Annotated in this window: 19 protein-coding genes, 2 tRNA genes and 1 pseudogene; 10 read left to right on the forward strand and 12 right to left on the reverse strand. The window is 69.0% G+C overall.

What is annotated here, in order from left to right; genetic code table 11:
* Together KBZ12_RS13155 and KBZ12_RS13160 are read left to right on the forward strand one after the other, a co-directional pair.
* Nucleotides 1-335 (forward strand): transposase (locus KBZ12_RS13155; protein ID WP_254958437.1); only part of this gene is annotated, 335 nt, incomplete at its 5' end.
* A gap of 857 nt (nt 336-1192) precedes the next feature.
* Nucleotides 1193-2347: an aminotransferase class V-fold PLP-dependent enzyme gene (locus KBZ12_RS13160; RefSeq protein ID WP_254958438.1), complete on the forward strand. Its 1155-nt coding sequence runs from the start codon at nt 1193-1195 to the stop codon at nt 2345-2347.
* Between the two features lie 31 nt (nt 2348-2378).
* Here KBZ12_RS13160 and KBZ12_RS13165 read toward each other — a convergent pair whose 3' ends face one another.
* Both KBZ12_RS13165 and aqpZ read right to left on the reverse strand, forming a co-directional pair.
* Nucleotides 2379-3185 carry a mechanosensitive ion channel family protein gene (locus KBZ12_RS13165; protein ID WP_254958439.1) on the reverse strand — a complete coding sequence of 269 codons (807 nt, stop codon included), beginning with the start codon at nt 3183-3185 and terminating at the stop codon, nt 2379-2381.
* A gap of 1015 nt (nt 3186-4200) precedes the next feature.
* A complete protein-coding gene (aqpZ, locus tag KBZ12_RS13170) occupies nt 4201-4974 on the reverse strand; it encodes an aquaporin Z (protein WP_254958440.1) in 774 nt (257 codons plus the stop codon).
* 350 nt (nt 4975-5324) lie between these two features.
* On the opposite strand from aqpZ, the gene KBZ12_RS13175 reads away from it, so the two are divergent.
* A complete protein-coding gene (locus tag KBZ12_RS13175) occupies nt 5325-5720 on the forward strand; it encodes a hypothetical protein (RefSeq protein WP_254958441.1) in 396 nt (131 codons plus the stop codon).
* 28 nt (nt 5721-5748) lie between these two features.
* On the opposite strand, the gene KBZ12_RS13180 is transcribed toward KBZ12_RS13175, so the two are convergent.
* From KBZ12_RS13180 to yidD, 3 genes are read right to left on the reverse strand one after another with little or no spacing between them, the layout of a single operon-like run.
* Complete coding sequence (locus tag KBZ12_RS13180) at nt 5749-7257, reverse strand: UDP-N-acetylmuramoyl-L-alanyl-D-glutamate--2,6-diaminopimelate ligase (RefSeq protein WP_254958499.1); 1509 nt, start codon at nt 7255-7257, stop codon at nt 5749-5751.
* Nucleotides 7258-7312: 55 nt separating this feature from the next.
* Nucleotides 7313-7579, reverse strand: coding sequence for a glutaredoxin family protein (locus KBZ12_RS13185; protein WP_254958442.1), 267 nt, complete (start codon nt 7577-7579; stop codon nt 7313-7315).
* Entirely contained in the window at nt 7579-7887 is a 309-nt protein-coding gene (gene yidD, locus KBZ12_RS13190; protein WP_254958500.1) for a membrane protein insertion efficiency factor YidD, read from the reverse strand. Before yidD ends, KBZ12_RS13185 begins: the two co-directional genes overlap by 1 nt.
* A 66-nt stretch (nt 7888-7953) precedes the next feature.
* On the opposite strand from yidD, the gene rpsD reads away from it, so the two are divergent.
* Both rpsD and KBZ12_RS18710 read left to right on the forward strand, forming a co-directional pair.
* Nucleotides 7954-8562, forward strand: coding sequence for a 30S ribosomal protein S4 (gene rpsD, locus KBZ12_RS13195; protein WP_216905624.1), 609 nt, complete (start codon nt 7954-7956; stop codon nt 8560-8562).
* Nucleotides 8563-8648: 86 nt separating this feature from the next.
* Nucleotides 8649-8912 (forward strand): annotated as a pseudogene (locus KBZ12_RS18710) (SAM-dependent methyltransferase); the annotation flags it as partial.
* Between the two features lie 395 nt (nt 8913-9307).
* On the opposite strand, the gene trpC reads toward KBZ12_RS18710, so the two are convergent.
* From trpC to KBZ12_RS13220, 5 genes are all read right to left on the reverse strand, one after another.
* Complete coding sequence (gene trpC / locus KBZ12_RS13200) at nt 9308-10228, reverse strand: indole-3-glycerol phosphate synthase TrpC (protein ID WP_254958443.1); 921 nt, start codon at nt 10226-10228, stop codon at nt 9308-9310.
* Nucleotide 10229: 1 nt separating this feature from the next.
* Nucleotides 10230-11717: a dihydrolipoyl dehydrogenase gene (locus KBZ12_RS13205; protein WP_254958444.1), complete on the reverse strand. Its 1488-nt coding sequence runs from the start codon at nt 11715-11717 to the stop codon at nt 10230-10232.
* A 21-nt stretch (nt 11718-11738) separates the two neighbouring features.
* Nucleotides 11739-12572, reverse strand: a complete 834-nt coding sequence (locus KBZ12_RS13210; RefSeq protein WP_254958501.1) for an RNA methyltransferase — start codon at nt 12570-12572, stop codon at nt 11739-11741.
* Between the two features lie 23 nt (nt 12573-12595).
* Nucleotides 12596-12844: a hypothetical protein gene (locus tag KBZ12_RS13215; protein ID WP_254958445.1), complete on the reverse strand. Its 249-nt coding sequence runs from the start codon at nt 12842-12844 to the stop codon at nt 12596-12598.
* Between the two features lie 10 nt (nt 12845-12854).
* A tRNA-Leu gene (locus KBZ12_RS13220) sits at nt 12855-12938 on the reverse strand.
* A 173-nt stretch (nt 12939-13111) separates the two neighbouring features.
* On the opposite strand from KBZ12_RS13220, the gene murA reads away from it, so the two are divergent.
* From murA to KBZ12_RS13245, 5 genes are all read left to right on the forward strand, one after another.
* Nucleotides 13112-14419 (forward strand): UDP-N-acetylglucosamine 1-carboxyvinyltransferase, encoded by a 1308-nt coding sequence (gene murA / locus KBZ12_RS13225; protein WP_254958446.1) that lies wholly within the window; start codon nt 13112-13114, stop codon nt 14417-14419.
* Between the two features lie 30 nt (nt 14420-14449).
* A tRNA-Leu gene (locus KBZ12_RS13230) sits at nt 14450-14531 on the forward strand.
* The gene (locus KBZ12_RS13235) at nt 14507-15721 is read left to right on the forward strand and encodes an aspartate aminotransferase family protein (RefSeq protein WP_254958447.1); all 1215 of its coding nucleotides are present in this window, start codon (nt 14507-14509) and stop codon (nt 15719-15721) included. Before KBZ12_RS13230 ends, KBZ12_RS13235 begins: the two co-directional genes overlap by 25 nt.
* A 12-nt stretch (nt 15722-15733) precedes the next feature.
* Nucleotides 15734-17050 carry a folylpolyglutamate synthase/dihydrofolate synthase family protein gene (locus KBZ12_RS13240; RefSeq protein ID WP_254958448.1) on the forward strand — a complete coding sequence of 439 codons (1317 nt, stop codon included), beginning with the start codon at nt 15734-15736 and terminating at the stop codon, nt 17048-17050.
* Nucleotides 17047-17601 (forward strand): pentapeptide repeat-containing protein, encoded by a 555-nt coding sequence (locus tag KBZ12_RS13245; RefSeq protein WP_254958449.1) that lies wholly within the window; start codon nt 17047-17049, stop codon nt 17599-17601. Before KBZ12_RS13240 ends, KBZ12_RS13245 begins: the two co-directional genes overlap by 4 nt.
* Nucleotides 17602-17619: 18 nt before the next feature.
* On the opposite strand, the gene KBZ12_RS13250 is transcribed toward KBZ12_RS13245, so the two are convergent.
* Entirely contained in the window at nt 17620-18999 is a 1380-nt protein-coding gene (locus KBZ12_RS13250; RefSeq protein WP_254958450.1) for an FAD-binding oxidoreductase, read from the reverse strand.
* On the reverse strand, nt 18992-20269 hold the full coding sequence (locus tag KBZ12_RS13255) for an amidohydrolase family protein (RefSeq protein WP_254958502.1): 1278 nt from the start codon (nt 20267-20269) through the stop codon (nt 18992-18994). Before KBZ12_RS13255 ends, KBZ12_RS13250 begins: the two co-directional genes overlap by 8 nt.
* Nucleotides 20270-20302 lie beyond the last annotated feature (33 nt).

Here is a 20302-nt window from a genome sequence, read left to right on the forward strand (position 1 = left end):
CAGAAAATGAACATGACTATGTCTGGGCAGACTCAGCGTATTCAGGGGAATGCTTTGAGGAGCTTCTCAACCTCGGTAAATTCGAAAGCCTGATCCACGAAAAAGGCGCTCGCAATCATCCGCTCAGCGACGCAGCCAAGAAACTAAATCGGATCAAGTCGGCAATCAGAGCTTGTGTGGAGCATGTCTTTGGCTGTATGACAATGTCGATGGGTGGAAAGCTGACAAGAAAGATCGGAATTGAAAGGAACGAGGCTTGGTGGGGCCTCAAGAACCTAACCTTTAACTTCCTGCGTTTTCTGCAGCGCTCTGGTCATATTGCAGTGGTTGCATGAATGCTGTTGAGAAGGTGCCATGATTCAAGTAATCCTGTCAATAGTAGATATAAGAACCTCTGGCTATGCCGCCTGATTGGCGGCTTTTTCATGTCCGCAGAAGCTCTGGAAGGCGCTTATTTTTCGAGGTGCCCTTAAGCATCTATGAACAGAAAGGTGGACTCAAGGGAGAGCATCCCTCACTGGGAACACAGTGCCGTCTTCAGATCAGATTATTTCTACTGAGCTTGGTTCTGTTTGGCTTGTTCGTCTTCTTTGCACCTCCTGAAACCAAGTAGCCTCTAACTCAGGCTGTCGTGCGAAAACCCACGATGCATCCCGTAGGAGTTAGGTGATCTGGGATTGCTGTACAGCCCACCCTCAATGACTGAAGCAGAACCAAAACCGACAAGACGCGAGCACCACAGAAATCAACGGATTACCCAGCACTAATGAAACGCAGACAGTAAGTTGTAAGCGAAATCCCTCCAGCGATCAGCAGGAAGATAGGCTGCTGATTCAAGGCTGTCAGAATAGCTCCAAGGCGGTGGTCCGGCGGACTTCGATCCCCAGAAGGCCTCCCGGCGCCTGGGACAGGCTCTCCACGGCAAGTTGGCCGCAGAAGTTCCTGTCCCACTGCCGCTGATCGGCATCGGCGTGGCCTTCGGTTAAAGCCGCAAGCTGAAGCTACGGAACAAACTCCGGAAGCCCGCTGGCGTCTAGAGCGCTCCGCTGATCCGGCAGCTGAATCGAAGCGTGTCGCAGCCGGCCGGTGGGAGCCCACTGCCATGCTTCCTGTACGCCACCTCAGAACCCTCTTGAGCATCGAGCTTGGGCCACGCCCAGAGGCCAACTCCCCAGTTCCCCTGCGGGATCTGATGCCCGCCCTGGCCAACAAGACGTACTTCAACTACGGCGGTCAGGGCCCCTTGCCAGGCCCATCGCTGGTGGCGATCAGCGCCGCCTTCGCCACCATCCAGGAGCTGGGCCCGTTCAGCGACAACGTCTGGCCCTACGTCAATCGCACCGTCTCAGCACTGCGCCAGCGGCTGGCGGCCTGGTTTGGCGTCGACACGGCGCGGGTGGCCTTCACCGAGAACGTCACCTCGGGATGCGTGCTGCCGCTCTGGGGCCTGCCCTGGCAGGCGGGCGATGAGCTGCTGGTCAGCGACGCCGAGCACTACGGAGTGGTGGCCGCCCTCGAAGAGCTGGCCCGTCGCCACCAGCTGCGGATCACCTCCCTGGCGGTGGCCGATCTGACCGGCGAGGCCGAGGCCACAGCCGCGGCCGTGGGCCAGCGGCTGGAGGCCGCCCTCACCCCCCACACCCGCCTGGTGGTGCTCTCCCACCTGCTCTGGAACACCGGCCAGACGATGCCGATCGCGGCGGTGGCGGCCCAGCTGGCTGGCCATCCCCGCCATCCCTGGCTGCTGGTGGACGGGGCCCAGTCCCTGGGCAGCCTGCCGCTGGCCGAGGCGGCGGCCGCGGCCGACATCTACGCCTGCACCGGCCACAAATGGTGCTGCGGCCCGGAGGGCCTCGGGGCCGTGGCCCTCTCCGAACGGCTGCTGGAAGCGAGCAGCCCGACGCTGATCGGCTGGCGCAGCCTGGAGCACGATGGGGCCGGTGCCGGGGGCTACCACCGTGACGCCCGCCGCTTCGAGGTGGCCACCTCCTGCACGCCCCTGTTCGCGGGGCTGAACCAATCGTTGGCGTTGCTGGAGGCCGAGGGGGACGCCGAAGCGCGGCTGGCGGCGATCCGCCAGCGCAGCGGCCAGCTTTGGCAGGGCTTGCGTCGGATTCCCGGCGTCCGCACCCTGCTGGCGGTGCCGCCGCCGGCCGGGCTGGTGAGCTTCACCATGGCCGCTGGCTCAGGAGAGCCGCTGGATCCGGCCGTGATCGTGAAGCAGCTGGGGAATAGGGGCACCTGGCTGCGCACCCTGGAGTCCCCCCGCTGCGTGCGGGCCTGCACCCACCTGGTCAGCACCGCAGACGAGGTGGAGAGGCTGCTGGCCCAGCTGGTAGAGGGCTGACAGGCGACCCCGGTCGGCAGCGACTAGCGACTCAGTTGCCGCTCTGCGCCATGGCGACGGGAATCCTCGGCACAGGAAATCCATTTCTACCAAGGACGTCGGCGATCATCCGGTTGGTATCGAAGTAAACCTGCCAGTAGTGGTCCGTATGGGTGTAGGGACGGACCGCCAGCCTGGGGCCTCGCTCGGTGAACTCCAGCACCTCGATATCCGCCGGGGTGTTGGGATCCTGGTTGGGCACCGACAGGATGGCTTCCTTCAGTAGGGCAATGGCCTTGGCGACGTCGGCGCTGTTGTCGAGCTGGGCGACCAGATCAACCCGACGGAAGGGGTGGGAGGAGAAGTTCTGGATCGTGTCAGAAAACAGTTTGCCATTGGGAACAATGTTGCGAACGCAATCGAGCGACTGGACGGAGGTGACGAACATGCCTATCTCCTCCACCGTTCCTGTGACGCCGCCGGCCGTGATGAAGTCGCCGACGCTGAACGGGCGGAAGACCTGCAGGAAGACTCCTGCGGCGAAGTTGCTCAGCATGCCGCTCCAGGCGGCGCCGATGGCGACACCGGCGCCAGCCAGGAGTGCGGCAAAACTTGCTGTCTGAATCCCGAAGAAACCGAGGATGGCGACAACTAGGATGACCCTGAGAATCGCACCCAGAATGTTGATCAAATAGCCAATGACCGTGGGGTCAAGGGTGCCAGAGGAAAGGCCTCTCCTGAGGATGCGCAAGGCGAACTTGATGCACCATCCGCCGGCAATCCAGAGGGCAACAGCCCCAACAAGCTTGAACAGAAAGGGGATGACGACGCTGGCAACGACTGGAAGGCTCGCAGGCATCGGCTCAGGAGATGAACAATTGAGACCGCCACATTGTAACCACGAATCCAACATCCATTGCGTAGTCCTCCCCTGGATTGCCAACGAATCCCAACAGAGGACCTGCCGCAATGCTCCAGATTGATCCTGGCTGCGACGCAGCCGCCTCTATTCTCCTCCCACCCCATGCTTCCTGGCCCCCTCAGTTCCCGGATGCCGGCCCTGGTTCCAAGACCTACTGCAACTACGGCGGCCAGGGGCCTTACCAGACGCCTCCCTGGCCGCGATCACCGAAGCGGTGTGGCCCACCCTCAACCGCACGGTGGCGGCATTAAGGCAGCGGCTCGCGGCCTTGTTCGGCGTCGAGGCCCATCGAGTCCCCTTCACCGAAACGTCTCGTCGGGCTGTGTGCTTCCCCTCTGGGGACTGACGTGGCAGGCCGGCGACGAACTGCTCATCGGTGACGCCGAGCACGACGGGGTCGTTGCCGCCTGCAGGGAACTGGATCGCCGCCATGGCCTCACCATCGCCACCTTGCCGGTGACGGAGAGGATCGACGTCGGCAGCGCCGCCCCACGGCCGTGCTCGAGTGCCTCGAGGACGCCCTTACACCCCTGTTCGCCGGCCACGACACGTCGCTGCAGCTACCGGAGGCCGAGGGAAAGGCCCCGGTCCGTCTGATGGCGAACTAAAGACGCAGCGAATCCCTTTGCAAGGGTTTGCGCCAGCTCGCCGGCATCAGCATCCTGCTGCAGGGCCCCCAGCTGCCGGGTTGGTGAGTTTCACCGCCCACAGGGCCAACGGTGGCGTCATCAATTCCGCCTGAATCGTGGGCTGGCTGGGCGAACAGGAAATCTGTTTGCGCACCCACGATGATCCGGCCTGCGTGCGGGCCGGCACCCACCTGAGCACCACTGACACCGACACGGACCTGCTGCTGGAAGCCCTGGTTGAGATCACGAGCCAAAGCAGGTGGCCGGGGGTTCATGGAACTCCCAGCCACCACCCTGGAGCGGGAAGGCATCCGGGGGATGGTTCAGCGCTCGCCGGAGGCGGAGGGTTCGAAATCCGGTGTCCGGTACAAGTCGAGGAAGTTCCTGTAGAACCAGCCCGCCAGCAGAGCTCCGGCGATCGGAGCCACCCAGAAGAGCCACAGCTGGGCCATGGCATCCCCTCCCACCCAGGCGGCCACACCGGCGCTTCGAGCGGGGTTCACGGAAGTATTGGTGATCGGAATGCTGATGAGGTGGATCAGGGTGAGGGCCAGACCGATCGGTAAGCCAGCGAAGCCCGTGGGAGCCAGGCGATCGGTGGCCCCGAGAATCACGATCAGGAAAATGAAGGAGAGGATCAGCTCGATCAGCAGGGCGGCCCAGAAGCCATAGCCACCGGGCGAGTGGGTCCCCCAGCCATTGGTGGCCAGGGGGTTGCTGCCGGTGAGGGCAAAGCCATCCCGGCCGCTGGCGATCATCAAGATCACGCCACCGGCGATGATGCCCCCCAGCACCTGGGCCACCACGTAGGAGAACAGGTGGGAGCCGGGAAATTTGCCCCCGGCCCAGAGGCCAAAGCTCACGGCAGGGTTGATATGGCAACCGGAGATATGGCCGATGGTGTACACCATCGTTAACAGGGTTAGGCCGAAGGCGATGGAGACACCGAGAAAGCCAAGTCCCAGAGGGTTAGCGGCTGGACTGTCATAGGGGAACACAGCAGCAAGCACGGCACTGCCGCAACCGCCCAGCACCAGCCAGAAGGTCCCGATCAGTTCAGCAAGAAACTTCTTTGAGAGTGGAACAGCAGGGGCCATGCGTGAAAGGGGGATTGATCGTTCCAGATCTTCCCATCTTCCGGGGGGATCTGTCGAAGCCCGGTCGCGTGGGCGACTCCGGGGACTGTGCCAGCCGGTTGGCTGCGGCGTTGTGTTTCAAATCACAGCATCAACTGTCACGCTGCCAATCCTGGAAGGGGTTTCAGTGCAACACTCTTCCAGCCTGGAGCTCTATGCATCCTAGGCCCTGCGCTGCACAGTTGAGCGGTCGCTATGCCTTCATGCCAAAGGCCCCAACGCGAGCCATCCTTTTGAAACAACGAACGATGCATGTCTCCAGAATGCCTCTTTCTCGCTCCCCCCTCTTCCCGCTCCTGATTCCCCTAGCGGTGATCGCCAGCCTCCTGGCTGTTGCCGGCCCGGGCCAGGCCCTGTCTCCTCAGGAGATGATCAAGAAAGCCGAGAAAGGCTGCCTGGAGAGTGCCTCCAAGGAGGGTTGGCGCGCCGACCTGGCCAAGGTGATTTCGACCAAGGCCCTTGACACGGACAAGGTGGAAGTGGTGCTGGATCTCACCAAGGACGGCACCAACACCGCCCGGCTCACCTGCCCCTACAGCGTCAGCCAGGGGGTGGGCAAGTTCGGTGACAACTTCGCCAAGTCCATGGCCACCACGGTCAGCGCCGGTGATGAGTTCAAGCCCACCAGGCTCTGGTGGCTGCTGCTGCCGATCGGCCTGGCGATGATCTCCTGGAATGTCCTGCGGGGCCGGGACAGCGCCGCCTGAGTGTGATCGTTTGCCGGTGGGCTGCTGCTCAGCAACCCCTCCGGCGCAGTGCACTCTCCGCCTGCTCCCGGTCATCGAAATGCACCTTGGTGGTGCCGAGGATCTGGTAATCCTCGTGGCCCTTACCGGCGATCAGCACCAGATCCTGCGGCGTCGCGGCGGCAATGGCGGCGGCGATGGCGGCGGCCCGGTCGCCCTCCACCACCAGCTCGGTGCCGGCGGGAATCCCGGCCACCACGTCATCGAGGATCCGCTGCGGGTCCTCGGTGCGGGGGTTGTCGGAGGTGACCACCACCGCATCGGCCAGGCGGGCGGCAATGGCCGCCATCTGGGGCCGTTTGCTGCGGTCGCGGTCACCGCCGCAGCCGAACACGCAGATCAGCCGGCCATCGGTGAAGGGACGGCAGGCCGCCAGGGCGTTCTCGAGGCCGTCGGGGGTGTGGGCGTAGTCGACCAGCACCGCCGGCAGGGACACTCCCGCCGGGCCGCCCACCCGCTCCATGCGTCCCGGCACACCCCGGAAGCTGGCCAGGCCATCCAGCAGCTGGGCCAGGGGCAGGCCCTGCTGCAACAGCGCCCCCACCGCCTGCAGCAGGTTCATCAGATTGAACCGACCCACCAGTGGGGAGCGGAACAGCCCCTCCCCTGACGGGCTGTGCAGCCGGCCGCTCACCCCATCAGCGCCCATCACCAATTCGCTGATGTGCAGCTCCACCGACGGATCCTCCAGGGAGCAGCGCCAGCAGGGGCCCGCCCCCGCCAGCCGCTCGGCCAGGCGCACCCCCCAGGAGTCGTCCACGTTGACCACGGCGCCGCCGTCGAGCAGCTCAGGAGCGAACAGCCGGGCCTTGGCCTCGAAGTAGGCCTGCATCGACAGGTGGTAGTCGAGGTGGTCCTGGGTGAGGTTGGTGAACACCGCGCCGGCGAAGCGGCAGCCAGCCACCCGCTGCTGGTCGAGGGCGTGGGAGCTCACCTCCATGGCGGCGATGGCGCTGCCGGCCGCGACGGCCTGGGCCAGATCGGCCTGCAGCAGATCGGCGAAGGCGGTGGTGTGGGTCGCTGTGGCGCTGTGACCCGGCCAGCGGTTCTGCAGGGTGCCGAACAGGGCCGCCGGCCGGCCCGCCGCCGCCGCCAGATGCTCGATCAGGTACGTGGTGGTGGTCTTGCCGTTGGTGCCGGTGACCCCGATCAACGCCAGGCGCCCGCTCGGCTGACCCCAGAACTCCGCCGCCAGCTTGCCGGCCCAGAGGGCCAGGGGGGGCTCCACCACCAGCACCGGATCGCCGGGAGCCGGGGGCCGGTCGGCGGCCGCCGCCGGCCCGATCACGGCCGCCAGCGCGCCGGCGGCCAGCACCTCTGGCCAGAAGCTGCCGCCATCCACGGCCGTGCCGGGCAGGCCCACGAACAGGCTGCCGGGAGCGACGCGGCGGGAATCGCAGCTGACACCGCTGACCACCGCCTGGGCCAGGGCACCGGTGGGGTCGGGGAGCGGCGGCAGGCCCACCTGACGCAGGAGCGGCTGAAGCAGCGGTGACATGGCGGCGCCGGCGGCGTCCGGCGGAACGGAGCTGGCGCCTTTCATAGCGTGACGCTCAGCGGACGCCCTGCTTGATCAGCCAGGCCTGTAGCTGGGCACCCGCCAGACGGGGGGAGACACGCGGCAGCTCGCGGAAGGGATCGGAGTCGCTGCCTGCCACCGCCAGCACGGGAACGGCCAGCCCGTAGCGCCCCTGCAGGGCCGGATCTGTGTCCACATCGATCAGCTGCAGGGGCTGGGGGGGATCCAGGGCCCCCAGCTTCTCCTCCAGGCCCTCACAGAGGCAGCAGCCCTGGCGCGTGAACAGCAGCAACTCCTGCATCAATCCGGAACCGGGTCGCAGCCGCAGGGGGTGAAGGGGTGGCAGCGGCCGATTCGCTTCAGGGTGAGCCAGCCGCCGCGCCAGGGCCCATGGCGGCCGATCGCCTCCAGCCCGTAGGCGCTGCAGCTGGGAATGAAGCGGCAGCGGGGGCCGAGCAGGGGCGAGATCCAACGCCGGTAGGCGCCGATCAGGGCCAGCAGCAGGGCGGCCACCGCGGACGAGAGGGTCGACGAAACCGCTGAGGGACCATCGCCGCTTAGGGTGGGTGGTTGGCGCTGCACGCGCGGGCATCCGGGTTCCCCCAGCATGCCGCAACCGTGCACCGCCCCCGTCTGGCCCCAGGGCCGCGACATCCACCTCCGATACCTTCCCTTATGTCTCGCTACCGCGGCCCTCGCCTGAGGATCACGCGGCGCTTGGGGGACCTTCCCGGTCTCACCCGTAAGGCCGCCAAACGGTCTTATCCCCCCGGTCAGCACGGCCAAGCCCGTCGCAAGCGCTCCGAATACGCGATCCGTCTCGAAGAAAAGCAGAAACTGCGTTTCAACTACGGCATTTCCGAACGTCAGCTGGTGCGCTACGTGAAGAAAGCCCGTGCCCAGGAGGGTTCCACCGGAACCAACCTGCTCAAGCTGCTCGAAAACCGCCTCGACAACATCTGCTTCCGCCTCGGCCTCGGTCCCACCGTTCCCGGCGCCCGCCAGCTGGTGAACCATGGCCACGTGACCGTGAACGGCCGCGTGGTGGACATCCCCAGCTACCAGTGCAGGGCCGGCGACGTGGTCGCCATCCGCGAGCGCAAGTGCAGCAAGACCCTGGCCGAAGCCAATCTGGCGTTCCCCGGCCTGGCCAACATCCCTCCCCACCTGGAGTTCGACAAGGCCAAGATGACCGCCAAGGTGGGCGGCCGCATCGAGCGCGAATGGGTCGCCCTCGAGATCAACGAACTGCTGGTGGTGGAGTTCTACAGCCGCAAGGTCTGAGCCCCCCACAATCCATCAACGATGGGCCGTTGGCGTTCCCTGCTGCTAGGCAGGGGCGCAGACGGCATTTTTTTGCCCGTGGGGCGATGTACCAACCCTGCACCGATCACTTCGGCAGCGTCGCCGGCGCCTACGCCCACTTCCGCCCCACCTACCCGCCGCCCCTGTTCGACTGGCTGGCCGCAGTGGCACCGGGCCGGCATCGGGCCTGGGACTGCGCCACCGGTACGGGCCAGGCCGCCGTTGCCCTGGCCGGCCACTTCAGCGAGGTGGTGGCCACCGACGCCAGCTCCGGCCTGGAGGCGGCCAGCTTCGATCTGGCCACCGTGGCCCAGGCCCTGCACTGGTTTGAGCGGCCCCGCTTCTTCGCGGAGGTGGAGCGGGTACTGCGCCCCGGCGTGCTGGCCGTCTGGAGCTACGGCATTCCTCACCTGGAGGGCGAGACGGCCGACGGCCAGCTGCAGCACTTTTACGCCGACATCGTTGGTCCGTACTGGCCAGCCGAAAAGGCGCTGGTGGAGAACGGCTACCGCGACCTGGTGCTGCCCTTTGAGAACCTGCCTACTCCGACCTTCGCCATGGAAGCCACCTGGACCCTGGAGCAACTGCTTGGGTACTGCTCCAGCTGGTCGGCCAGCGCCCGCTACCGCGCCGCCCTGGGCAGCGACCCCATCGACCATCTGCGTCCTGGCGGCCGCCTGGGGGGAACGGGACTCGCCGCGGCGCCTCAATTGGCCACTGACGATCAAGGCGTCGCGACTGGGCTCGGCGTAGGGGGTCCGGAGCCCCCGATCAGGGTCTCCAGGGCCGTCGTCACGTTCTCCTGCCGCATCAGCGCTTCCCCCACCAGCACCGCATCGGCACCGGCGCCCACCGCCCGGTCGAGGTCGGCGCGGCTGAACAGGCCCGATTCGCTCACCAGCAGGGCCCCGCGGGCACGCACCTGCTCACCGAAGCCCTCCATCAGCCGTTCGGTGGTGGCCAGATCCACCGTGAAGCTGGCCAGGTCGCGGTTATTGATCCCGATCAGCTCCACCCCATCGAGGGCCAGCACCCGCTCCATTTCGGTGGCGTCATGCACCTCCACCAGCACCGCCAGACCCAGGCCCCTGGCCACCTTGAGCAGGTAGGACAGATCCTGGTCCGTCAGGATCGCCGCAATCAGCAGGGCCGCGTCGGCTCCGGCGGCACGGGCCTGGAACAGCTGGTAGGGACTGAGGATGAAGTCCTTGCAGAGCAGGGGGCGCTCCACCGCCTCCCGCACAGCCACCAGCACCTCAAAGCCCCCCTGGAAGAAGCGCTTGTCGGTCAGCACCGACAGGCAGCTGGCGCCACCATCCCGGTAGCCCCGGGCGATGGCGACGGGATCGAAATCCTCCCGGATCACCCCCTTGCTGGGGCTGGCCTTCTTGATTTCGGCGATCACCGCCGGTTTACGGCAGCTGGCACGCAGGGCCCCGCAGAAATCCAGGGTGGGGGGCAGATCCGCGATCTGCTGCTTCAGTGCGTCCAGGCTCACCCGTTCCCGGGCGGCCGTCACCTCCCGGTCCTTCTCCCAGACGATCTCCTCGAGGATGTGGCGAGGGCTCTCCTCGGGGTGGGGGGTGCCGAATTCCAGGTGGGCCACCCGGACCGAGGGGTTGGGGGGCCGGCGACGGATGTCCATCTCAGGCACCCACCGCCGTGGCCAGGCTGGCGGCCGCCAGCTTGTAGGCCACTTCCACCACCTCGGAAAGGGTGGGATGGGTGTGCACCTCGCTGGCCAGCTGCCGCACCCCCTGGCGCCGGGCCACCGCGTTGGCGATCTCCTGGATCAGGTCGGCCGCATGCAGGCCGTAGATGTGGGCCCCCAGCACTTCGCCGGTGTCCTTGCGGAACAGCAGCTTGAGCAGCCCGTCGCTCTCCAGCTCGGCCAGGGCCTTGGAGTTGGCCTTGAAGTAGCTGCGCACAGCTCCCAGCTCAAAGCCCTCGGCTGCGGACAGATCCTTGGCGTCGGCTTCCGAGAGCCCCACCGAACTGATCTCCGGATGGGTGAAGGTGGCGGCGGGGATGGAGCGGTAGTCGATGCGGCGGGCGTGGCCGAGGATGTTTTCGATCGCCACCGTGCCCTGGGCAGCGGCGGTATGGGCCAGCATCATCTTTCCGGTCACGTCGCCGACGGCCCAGAGATGGGGCACCGGCGCACCGTTCGCCAGCACCCGCAGGCCGTCGTCCACCGGGATGAAGCCCCGGTTGGTCTCCACACCGACGCTGGCCAGGTTGAGCTCCTTGCTCACCGGCACCCGGCCGGTGGCCACCAGCACCGCATCCACTTCCAGGGTCTCCACCGGCTCGCGGCTGGCCATGTCGACCAGTTCGATTTTCACCGGGCATCCGGGGATGATCTTGCTGGCGAGCACGCCGGCACGGGCATCGATGTCGCGGCCATCAATCAGATGGCGGGCGGCGATCTTGGCGATGTCCGGATCAAAGGTGGGCATCACCCGATCGAGCGCCTCGATCATGGTGACTTCGCAGCCCAGGGCCGTATAGACGTCGGCGAACTCCAGGCCGATGTAGCCGCTGCCGATGATGGTGATCCAGCGGGGCAGCCACTCCAGGTTGATGGCCTCGTCGCTGGTGAACACGGTGCGGCCGTCGGTTTCGATGCCGGGCGGCACGAAGGGGTCGGAGCCGGTGGCGATGATCACCTCGCGGGCCGTGTACACCCGTTCCACCCCGCTGGCTTCTCGAACGGCCACCCGCTGGGGCCCGTCGAGCCTTCCCTTGCCGCGCAGGATCGTGGTGCCGGAACGCTCCAGGGTCTTGGTGAGATTGGTGCGGATCGTGGCCACCAGCTGCGCCGCATGGTCGGCGATCTTCTGGCGCTCGAAGCGCACCGGCGCCGCATGGATGCCGAACCCCTTGAGGTGCTCGGCGTCGGCCAGTTCCCGCACCCGGCCGCTGGCCGCCAGCAGGGCCTTGGAAGGCACACAGCCCCGGTTGACACAGGTGCCGCCCATGTCGCGGGATTCCACGATCGCCACCGTCAGGCTGTGGTCGGCCCCGTGCTTGGCCGCATCGAAACCGCCATAGCCGGCGCCGATCACGATCACGTCGAAATCGAAGCCGGAGGGGGGAGTGGCGGGTGCTGCGGTCACCGGATGGGGCTGCATGGGTAACGGCATTCTCCCCTGTCAGGGCGCGGGCCGGCCGTGGCCCTGGCGGGTGCGCTCCAGCAGCAGCAGGGCGGCCGCCGCCGCCACATTCAGCGACTCCACCGCGGGGCTGTGGGGGATCGTTACCCATTGGTCGGCCAGCCGGGCCAGCTCCGGCGCCAGCCCGGCCCCCTCGTTCCCCAGCAACAGGGCCGTGGGACGGCACCAGTCGAGCTCCCAGTAGGGCCGCACCGTCCCCACCGCCTCGGGCACCATGGCCGCCACCAGCTGCACGCCGCGGGCCTGCGCTTCGGCCAGCCGGATGTGCAGGTCAGGGGCTGGCATCCGCTCGATCGGCAGGGCCAGGACGGCGCCGCTGGAGGCCCGCAGCACCTTGGGCTGCAGCGGATCGGCCCCCTCCGCCAGCCACACCCGCTCCACCCCCGCCGCCAGGGCGGTGCGCAGCAGGGTGCCGAGGTTGCCCGGATCCTGGAGCCGGTCGAGGACCAGCACGAAGTCCGGCGGCGCCGCCGCCGGGGCGGGGAGGTCGGCGGCCTCCAGGGTGAGCAGCACCCCATCGGGGTGGCCGGTGGTGGCGGCGGCGGCCAGGACCTCGGTACTGACGGTCCGCAGCCGGCCAGCGTCCGGCAGCCGCTCCAACAGGGCGCCATGGCGCTCCAGCCAGTCGGGGGTGGCCAGCACCAGTTGGGGCCTCAGGCCAAGCCCGAGAGCTTCCTGGAGCAGGTGGGTTCCCTCCAGCAGCAGCAGGCCCTGCTCCAGCCGGCCACTGGGTCGGTGCAGGCGGCGCACCGCCTGGATGAGGGGATTGCGGACGCTGCGGATCGGCTCGCCGCCCGGGGTCGGGCCGTGCAGGTCAGGGGAGGGGCCCGTTGGCGTCAGATCGTCTTGCGGCGCCGGAGCTTGAGGTGATCTTGAATGACGAGGTCGTCGTCGTTGAGATCGAGACCCTTAAAGGCAGCCACCTCACCGCGGATGCCTTCAGCCTTGAGATTGGCGACCAGACGGTCGATCACGATGTCCTCCACCTTGATCTGGTCGTAGCCATCCGGAGTGAGTCGCTCCAGAAACTTGCCGATGTTCGCTGCGACGACATCGGAGGCGTTGGTGATCTTGAGAACAATCATGGAGTGATCATGCGGATGGGGAGACTTGAACTCCCACGACATTGCTGCCACTAGTACCTGAAACTAGCGCGTCTACCAATTCCGCCACATCCGCGGGCGTTAGCCGCCACGGAAATCCGCGGCGCTTCAGGGAGCATAAATCATCACCGGTGGAGCCACCCCGCTTGACCGGCCAGCGGCAGCGAGACAGTTTGAGTGGCGACCCCCTAGACGAAGGGATCAATCGTTGTCAAGATGCCCCAGAAATTGATACCAGGACTCCCGTCCATGACCGTATCCCCCATGCCTGTCAAGGCCATCGCCGGCACCAGGCTGGAGATCAGTGGTGGACGGCGACTGGAAGGCGAACTGAGGGTCAGCGGCGCCAAGAATTCGGCCTTGGTGCTGATGGCCGCCTGCCTGCTCACCGAAGACGGGCTGCGTCTCAGCAATGTTCCCCCCCTCACCGACATCACGGCGATGGGGGAGATCCTTGCCGCCCTGGGGGTGCGGGTGCAGCGGGGCGGCGACGCGATCGTGCTTCACGGTGACCACATCACCACCGCCGCCCCGCCCTACGAGCTGGTCAACAGTCTGCGGGCCAGCTTCTTCTGCATCGGCCCCCTGCTGGCCCGCATGGGCATGGCCCAGGTGCCCCTGCCCGGTGGTTGCCAGATCGGCACCCGGCCCGTTGTGGAGCACGTCAAGGGATTGAAGGCCCTCGGCGCCCAGGTCACCATTGAGCACGGCGTGGTCACCGCCGTGGTGCCCGGTCGCCAGCGCCGCCTCACCGGCGGCCACATCCACCTCGACTGCCCCAGCGTCGGCGCCACCGAGACCCTGATGATGGCGGCCGCCCTGGCCGATGGCGAGACGGTCATCGACAACGCGGCCCAGGAGCCGGAGGTGATCGACCTGGCCCGGCTGCTGCTGGCCATGGGGGCCAAGGTGCGCGGCGCCGGCACCCCCACGATCACCATCGATGGCGTGGAGCGGCTGCACGGGGCCGACTACGCCGTCATCCCCGACCGCATCGAGGCGGGCACCTTCCTGCTGGCCGGGGCGATCACCCGCTCCCGGCTGCGGGTGTTCCCCGCCCTGCCCGAGCACCTGGGCGCCGTGATCACCAAACTCGAGGAGGCGGGCTGCCGCATCGAGGCCGACGGCCAGGGGCTGATCCTCAGCGCCGACAAGGTGCGCGCGGTGGATCTGCGCACCCAGCCCTTCCCCGGCTTCCCCACCGACCTGCAGGCCCCGTTCATGGCCCTGCTGGCCACCGCCGAAGGCACCAGCATGGTGGTGGAGAACATCTTCGAGAACCGCCTGCAGCACGTGGCCGAACTGCAGCGCATGGGGGCCGACATCCGCATGCAGGGCAACACCGCCTGCGTGGAGGGGGTGGCCCGGCTCAGCGGCGCCCCGGTGCACGGCACCGACCTGCGCGCCTCCGCCGCCATGGTGCTGGCGGGCCTCGCCGCCGACGGCATCACCACCGTGCGGGGCCTGGAATATCTGGATCGGGGCTACGCCGACCTGGAGGGCAAACTCAATGCCGCCGGGGCCTCGATCCGCAGGCTGCCCTCTGTCGCGTCCTAGCCAACGGTCGCGACCTAGAGTCGTCGCTTCGGGAGCGTGCCGGAATTGGTAGACGGACTCGACTCAAAATCGAGCGCCTTCGGGCATGTGGGTTCGAGTCCCACCGCTCCCATCGAACCGGTGATGGACACCTATGCCCGTTACCCCCTGGAACTGAAGCGGGGTCGTGGGGTCTGGGTGTGGGATCAACAGGGCCGGCGCCACCTCGACATGGTGGCCGGCATCGCCGTCTGCACCCTGGGCCACAGCGATCCGGTGCTGCAACGGCGTCTCTGCAGGCAGCTGGGCCGGCTCCAGCACGTCTCCAACCTCTACCGGATCCCGGAACAGGAGGCGCTGGCCGCGGCGATCACCGCCCGCAGCTGCACCGACCGGGTCTTCTTCTGCAATTCCGGCGCCGAAGCCAACGAGGCCGCCATCAAGCTGGCGCGCAAGCACGGCCATCTGGTGCGCGGCATCGCCGAGCCCCTGATCCTCACCGCCCAGGCCAGCTTCCACGGCCGCACCCTGGCGGCGGTGACCGCCACGGGCCAGCCCAAGTACCACCAGGGCTTCGAGCCGATGGTGTCGGGCTTCCGCTACTTCCCCTACAACGACACCGCCGGCTTCGAAGCGCTGCTGGCCGCCTGTGAAGCCGAAGGTCCGCGGGTGGCGGCGGTGCTGCTCGAACCCCTCCAGGGGGAGGGCGGGGTCAACCCCGGTGATCCGGCCTTCTTTCGGCGCGTGCGGGAGCTCTGCGACGCCCACCAGATCCTGCTGATCTTCGACGAGGTGCAGATCGGCGTCGGCCGCAGCGGCCGCTGGTGGGGCTACGAACAGCTGGGGGTGGAGCCTGACGCCCTGACCATGGCCAAGGGCCTGGGCGGCGGCATCCCCATCGGCGCCCTGGCGGTCAAGGCCGCGGTCGACCACTTCCGCCCCGGCGACCACGCCAGCACCTTCGGCGGCAACCCCTTCGCCTGCCGGGCCGGCCTCACGGTGATCGAGGAGATCGAACGCCGGGGCCTGCTGGCCAAGGTGAGCGCCCATGGCGAGCTGCTCCGGTCCCTGCTCCAGGAGCTGGTGGCCCGGCACCCCGAGCGGCTGGCCGGCGAGCGCGGCTGGGGTCTGCTGCGGGGCCTGGTGCTGCGCGAGGGCGGGCCCACGGCTCCGGAGATCGTCAAGGCGGCCATGGCGGAAAGCCTGCTGCTGGTGCCGGCCGGGCCCGGGGTGGTCCGGTTCGTGCCGCCGCTGGTGATCAAGCCCCGCCAGCTGCGCAAGGCTGTGAAGCGCCTGGAGAAGGCTCTCCACAGCCTGGCCTGATCCGTTCTGTCCGTGCCGTCCCCGCTGCCCCCCCCGGTCAACCTGGGCGACCTGCTCGAACCCTTCGCCCGCCGCGGCGTCGACCTGGGCCTGGAGCGGCTAGCCGGCGCCCTGGCCGAGGCGGGCCATCCGGAACGGTGCTTTGCCGCCGCCCAGGTGGCCGGCACCAACGGCAAGGGCTCGATCTGCACCTTCCTGCACGCGATCCTGCAGGCCGCCGGCGTGCACGTGGGCACCTACCGCTCCCCCCATCTGGTGAGCTGGTGCGAGCGCATCCAGATCGATGACGCCTGGATCACGCCGGCCACCCTGCGGGACGAGCTGGCCCGCTGGCAGCCCCTCGCCCGCCGCCACCGGCTCACCCCCTTCGAGCTGATCACGGCCGCGGCCTTCGAGCATTTCGCCCACGAACGGGTGGATCTGGCGGTGCTGGAGGTGGGCCTGGGGGGACGGCTCGATGCCACCACCCTCCACCCCCACCGGCCCGTGATCGGCTTCGGGGCCATCGGCCTCGACCACCGCGAACACCTGGGCGACACCCTGGCCGCCATCGCCGCCGAGAAGGCCGCCGTGATGGGGGCGGGCTGCCGGGCCTTCAGCGCCGCCCAGGAGCCCGAGGCCCGCCGGGTGCTGGAGGCTGAAGCGCTGCGTTGCGGCGCCAGCCTGCAGTGGCTCGACCCCCTGCCTGCCGTGGCCGATGGCGGACCCGAGCTCGGCCTGGCGGGGGAGCTGCAACGCCACAACGGCGCCGTGGCCGTGGCCATGGCCCGGGCCCTGACGGCCCCGGACGGTCCGCTGGCCGGCAGGCCCCTCGACGAGGGCATGGTCCGCGCCGGCCTGGCGGCGGCCCGCTGGCCCGGGCGGCTGGAGCGGCAGCGCTGGCGGGGCCGCGAGCTGCTGATCGATGGCGCCCACAATCCCCCGGCGGCGGCGGCCCTGCGCCGCGAACTCGACCGGCTCGACGGCGGCCTCGAAGGCGCCCGGCCGCGCCGCTGGTTGCTGGGCATCCAGCGCCACAAGGAGGGGGCGGCGATGCTGGAGCTGCTGCTGGGTCCCGGTGATCGGGCCGTGGTGGTGGCGGTGCCGGAGCATGCCAGCTGGTCGCGGCAGGAGCTGGCCGCCGCCTGTCCCGGCCTGGCCGACCAGCTGGAGGAGGCCGCCAGCCTCGAAGCCGGACTGGACAGCCTGCTGGCCCCCGGCCCGCTGCCGCTGGTGGCCGGCTCCCTGTTCCTACTGGGGGCCGTGCTGCCGCTGCTCGCTACGCCCCAGGCTGACGAAGCCCCGGGGCTGGGCCAGCCTGGGGAGGTCCCCGGCAGCCACGGCCCATGACGACGGCCCCCGCCTCCGATGCCCCCAGGCCCACCGGCAGCCACCGTCGGCCGGGCCTGCGCCTGGGCTTGGCCGGCCCGCTGCTGGGTCTGCTGCTGGGTCTGCTGCTGCTGGCCCCCTCCGGCGCCCTGGCGGACTTTCAGGACCGGGTCGACTACACCCTCACCAACCAGAGCGGCAAGGACTTCAGCGGCCAGCAGCTGGCCGGCAGTTCCTTCGCCGGTGCCACGGCCCGCCAGTCCATTTTCAGGGAGGCCGATCTGCACGGGGCGATCCTCACCCAGGCGGCCTTCCCCGACGCCGACTTCCGCGGCGCCGATCTCAGTGACGCCCTGATGGACAAGGTGGACATGAGCGGCACCGACCTGACCGGCGCGGTGCTGCGCGGAGCGATCGCCTCCGGCAGCAACTTCACCGGCGCCACGGTCACCGATGCGGACTTCACCGACGCCCTGCTCGACCGGGTGGACCAGCGCCACCTCTGCCGCGACGCCCGCGGCACCAACCCGGTGACCGGCGTCGACACCCGCCTGAGCCTGGAGTGCGGCTGAGGCGCTGGGCGCCCACCCCTACCCCACCCAGCCCCTGAGTTTGCCGGGGTTCATCAGCCCGGCCGGGTCGTAGGCGGCCTTGGCCGCCACCTGATCGGCGTCCACCACCCCCAGGCCACCGTCCTCGACGGTGATCACGTGGGGGTCGAACGGCACCGCCCCCAGCTCACGGCACTGGGCAACGAGGTCGGCCAGGGCCTGGGGTCCCTGCCAGCGCACCAGGGGCAGGGCCGTCAACCGCGGCGCCCCCAGGTGGCGCACGGCCTCCAGGTGCCAGAGCACGTCGCTGCCCCAGCGCTGGCGCACGGCCTCCAGCAGGGGCGCCTCCGGCCGGGGCAGCAGCAGCTGCAGATAGGTCCAGTCGGGGGCCTGGGCCCGCCAGTGCAGGGTGGTGTGGTTCCAGGTGAGTTCCCCCAGGGGCAGGCCCCGACCCCGGCCCGCCTCCGGGCGGAGGCCCTGCCAGCGGAGCTGGCCGCCCCGGGCCGCCAGCCAGCCGGGCAGCAGCTCGAGGGTGTCGGGGGCGACGTGCAGCAGCAGCCGGTGCTCACCAGGAGCAGCGGCGGGACAGCCGGCAGGCCAGGGCATCCGGGCCGCCACCGGGGCCTCCAGCAGGCAGAGGGCGTTGAGCAGCAGGGCCGTGGTCGGCAGCTCCCGGGAGACCTCCAGGGCCGCCTCCCAGCGACTGAAGCCCACCACCACCTGGTGCCAGGCCACCGCCTCGGTGGTGGCCAGCCGCAGGGCGGTGATGATGCCGTTGGTGCCGTAGGCGTGGTTGAGGGGCGCGCTGGCGGCGGCGTCGAGCCGCAGCAGCCGGGGTTCGGCTTCCAGCGTCACCACCTCCAGACCCAGCAGGTGGCCGGGGTCGCGCAGGAAGCCCCAGCGCAGGGAGCCGAGGCCGCCCGATCCCCCGGCGATGAAGCCCCCCAGGGTGGCGCTGCGGTAGGTGCTCGGGGCCAGCCGCAGGGCCCGGCCCTGGACGGCCAGCTGGCCGTCCAGGTGGGCCAGGGTGCAGCCGGCTTCCGCCTCCACCACGCCACTGTCCGGGTCCACCGACCGCAGCCGGTTGAGGCCGCTCAGGTCGAGCACCAACCCACCGGCCAGGGGCACGCACTGGCCGTAGTTGCCGGTGCCGGCGCCCCGCAGCGTCAGTGGCACCCGGTGGCGGGCGCAGGCCCCGGCCACCACCATCACCTGCTCCGGCCGCTCCACCTTCACCGCCAGCTGGGCGCACCGGCCCTTGAGCAGGGGCTCCAGCACGGGCGAATAGTCATGGAAGTCGGCCGAGAGCCGGCCCAGCTCGGCGGGGGAAAGGATCGGCGTCAACCCCAACGGGCTGGCGCCCAGTTCGTCGACCAGGGCGCGGATTCGATCGGGATCAACCGGTCTGAAGTCATCCATGGCAGGCAGCCAGCAGTGGGGACGGTTCTTCGCAGGGGGGCGGCTCCAGCCAGTGGCCGGCCCGCAGCACCCGCCGCCGGGGGGGACGGGCCAGCAGCTCGCCCCAGGAGGAGGCCCCCAGCACCAGCAGATCGGCCGGGGCCCCCTCCCGCAGGACCCCGTCCCAGTCGAGGCCCAGCAGCCGGGCCGCTGCGGTGCTGAACGGGCTCAGGCCCAGCCGGCGCCAGGGCACCAGGTGGCTGGCCGCCAGGCTGAAGCGCAGCAGGGCGATCGGATCGAAATCTCCCCCCGGAAACCAGGGATCCTGCACGTTGTCGCCCCCCACGGCCACGGTCACGCCAGCCTCCTGGAGCTGGCGGATCGGGGCCTGGGGCCGCAGGGACGGGGTGCGGCGCTGGTGTTTTCCGAGCAGCCACAGGTTGGTGGTGGGCAGGGCCACCACCCCCACCGCCGCATCCGCCATCGCCTCCGCCAGGCGGCGACAGGGCCGATCGGCCAGCAGGGCCATGCTGCTGGCGTGGCTGCAGGTGAGCGGCACCACCATGCGGTGCCGCAGCAGCAGGTCGCTCACCAGGGCCACGCCCCGGCCATGCTCCTCAGCGCTCTCATCGACGTGCAGATCCACCCCGCAGCCGAGGCGCTCCGCCAGCCGCATCAGGGCCAGCAGATCCGCCCGGTCGGCCGGGGTGGAGCGGAAGGGGGCGCCGAGCACGCCGCCCAGCAGACCGCCACGGGCGGCCACCCAGGCGGCGAAGGCCTCACCCTCCGGCGTGCTCCAGTGCCCCACCGGCACCAGGGCCACCAGCTGCAGCTCCACCCGGCTCCGCCAGTGGCGGCGAAGTTCCAGCAGCACCTCCCAGCTGGGGATGGCCCAGGGGCCGAGGCTGTCGATGTGGCTGCGGATCGCCCGCAACCCGTAGCGCCAGGCCCGCTCCAGGGCCCGCTCTCCCCGCCGTCGCACCGCCTCGGCCTGCCGTTCGGCCGCTTCCCTGCCATTGGCCGCCATGGCCCCGGCCATGGTGCCGTCGGGATTGGGGAACGCCTCACCGCTGAAGGCCTTGTCGAGGTGGGCATGGGGCTCCACCAGCGGCGTCAGCGCCAGGGGCAGGGGGGCGCCCCCATCCAGCCCTTCGCCGCCGGAGCCAGCGGGCAGCCCATGAATGGCGCGGATCCGGCCGTCGGCCTGCTCCAGCTGCACCGCCACCAGCCCCTGGTCGTCGGCGGCCGGCAGCCGGGCCAGGGGATCGAGCAGGGCCCTGGGAAAGCGCATCGGCGGCAGCAGGCCGGCTGGCGGCGGCGCGGC

This window comes from Cyanobium sp. Cruz CV13-4-11 (assembly GCF_024346055.1).
In the GTDB taxonomy this organism is placed as follows: Bacteria; Cyanobacteriota; Cyanobacteriia; order PCC-6307; family Cyanobiaceae; genus Cyanobium.